Genomic DNA, 255 nt, shown 5'->3' with positions numbered 1-255 from the left:
AGACCGATGCGATTGATGCCGTGGCCTTGGCGCACTATGCCCAGACCTTGGCTGGCAAGGCAGACCAGGTCGGTGTGCAGTTTGCTCCACCGGATGAGCAGGTCGAGGTGTTGCAGGCGCTCGTGACGCGTCGCGCACAATTGATGGTCATGCGCACTGCCGAGAAGAACCGCCTAACCGGGGCGGTCCGAGTTCTTAAAGACAGCATCCGAGCAGTCATTAAGACACTCGATGCCCAGATATCCAAGCTGGATA

The 255-nt window shown here is 58.4% G+C and carries 1 protein-coding gene; it reads left to right on the top strand.

Annotation, left to right across the window (positions count from 1 at the left end; translation table 11 throughout):
- A partial coding sequence (locus AC6LJ2_RS30190) for an IS110 family transposase (RefSeq protein WP_498152776.1) occupies nt 1-255 on the top strand: 255 nt, incomplete at both ends.

This window comes from Achromobacter sp. 1014246743 (assembly GCF_059760725.1).
This window is presented reverse-complemented; position numbering and strand designations above follow the sequence as displayed.